1 protein-coding gene is annotated in these 2,068 nt (G+C 37.0%); it reads left to right on the top strand.

Annotated elements, in window-relative coordinates; translation table 11 throughout:
• Positions 1–1,876: 1,876 nt before the first annotated feature.
• The gene (locus KTO59_RS04075; RefSeq protein ID WP_284928782.1) at positions 1,877–2,053 is read left to right on the top strand and encodes a hypothetical protein; all 177 of its coding nucleotides are present in this window, start codon (positions 1,877–1,879) and stop codon (positions 2,051–2,053) included.
• Positions 2,054–2,068 lie beyond the last annotated feature (15 nt).

The following is a 2,068-nucleotide window of genomic DNA, read 5'->3' as shown; positions in this document are numbered from 1 at the left end:
ATTTTGCCTCCACCAAAAATCTTCTTTTCATCTCTAGACTCACCAACCGAAACCAATAAATCACCCAAGATCGGCTTCCATTGTCAAGATGAATAATAGTGTTTGATTGTCAATGTCATGACTCAAGATAAGAAAAAACACAATTACACCATTATTACTTGGAAAGGGCTACATCAATACCCTATGGATTATTTAGCTGTTCATGGAGTGCTGAAAATCTCCTTTGTTGAGGGGAAATCAATCCCAAGAAGCTGCTGAAATTTCTAGACTTTTCTCCCAAAAGCTAGCCAATAATCCTATTCATTTATAGAGTATAAGAGACACCCTAGTCCAATCAGTGGTCTTTTAGAACTTCTAGTCCAAGTAGGAGAAGGAAAACTTCTTTCATTTTCTAGTTTTGGCTTGCTATCAGTTCTGCCGCACGAATACGCTCAACCCCAATTATTTCTGCGGTCAAGCTCACTGTGCGCTCGAGCTCATCAAGATGGTGGATTCATGTGCTCTCTTGCATGGGATTGCACTCAAGCCTTCCTTGATTTGCGCTCGAGCGTTGTGGTACTGAGCTCGAGCCCTTTGAGGTGCACGAGAGCATTTTACCTCGCGGAGTACTAGATTGCTTTTGTTGGATTTGAAGCTTTAAGACCGAAGGATTACTTGTGTTTTTCCCTTAGATTCCTGAGAATGCTTAAAACATAAAAACTACACAAAAATGAAACAAAGAGGCTAACATATGCGAGTAAGGGGCTTGAATGTGCAACATTCATTACTCATCACACCCCCAAACTTACCTATTGCAAGTCTCTTAGCAATACAAAATAGAAATTAAAAAGAGACAAAATGCAAATCTACACTACTTCCTCTTTCATGGGAGACACCGATTGCATTAGCATATGCAACAAGCCTTTTAAACCCCTAGGACTTCCTAGTAGACGGGTGAAGTCTTGTGAGGGTCTGCTAGAAATGTTACCCACAAATATGCCAATGATATTATCCATAAGACTGAAGTATCACAAAAACAATAATTCTCATTCATTAGCAAGCTTAACAAGATAAACTTTATCTTCAAAACAATTAAGAATTCAAAAGTTTAAACATATACAAATGGCTAGTTTCATCACAAGTTCAAATTGGTGTAAAGTAAACTAACAATCAATCATGAGGCTTCAAGTTAATTCCAATGTGCATGATTCAATACCTCAAAATTCTTTGGTATTCCCCTTAAATGAAACAACCAAAGCATGATGATTTTTTTTTTTTTATCAGGCTGTGCGAAGCTTAGCTCCCTTAAGCTTTCTAATTGACCCATGTATTGAGTATTAAGCCAATGACTCCCGAACCAAATGGCTTTAGGGCACTAGCTATAACACACTCTTGCGGGCTTACCAACTTGAGTAAAAAATGCTATGAAGCTAAAATTAGCCATACAATCTAAATTTCACACCTTTTGACGTTAACAGTCAATGCTTAATGAGGCAAGAAGTCTAGTTGCTCAATGGGAAATTTAATTCTTTTTTTTTTCTCTTTTTATCAATCTCATGCCAAGGTCATTTATCTAACAAGTCACCCACTTCACTCCAAGAAATTGAAAATAGATGCAATCAGTTTTGTATGTCATACCCCACAAACTGTGTGCTAATGTGCTTATGGTAGATTCAAAATGAAACACGTGAAATCTCTTCTGCCAAAGGTAAGTGCCAAAACTTGGATTCCTTAATGAAATGATCATGTGTTCAAAATTTTAAGCTCGCCAATGAAATGCAAATCACAGCTAAAGTTAAATCCAATTCTCATAAATAACATGATCACGCATTCACAATATGTATAACAGGACAACAAATGATTTTTCCCTACCCCCAAACTTAAAGATACATGCCTGGTGCAAAGGAGAAGGTGGGGTGAACATTCTCCCACAAACTTCAATGTAAGAACAATTGTCCGAAAAAATAGAGCACTACTACAACCATGTAATAGAACAGAAGAAGTGTCAGTAAAAGAACAAAATAAAAATAAAGAAAAAGGAAAAGACAAGAATGTAGTGGGTTGCCTCCAATAAGTACTAAGTTTAACG

The organism is Candidatus Phytoplasma sp. AldY-WA1, from assembly GCF_020312115.2.
Lineage (GTDB): Bacteria > Bacillota_I > Bacilli_A > Acholeplasmatales > Acholeplasmataceae > Phytoplasma > Phytoplasma vitis.
The sequence above is the reverse complement of the archived record's forward strand: the minus strand, read 5'-3'. Positions and strand labels throughout refer to the sequence as shown.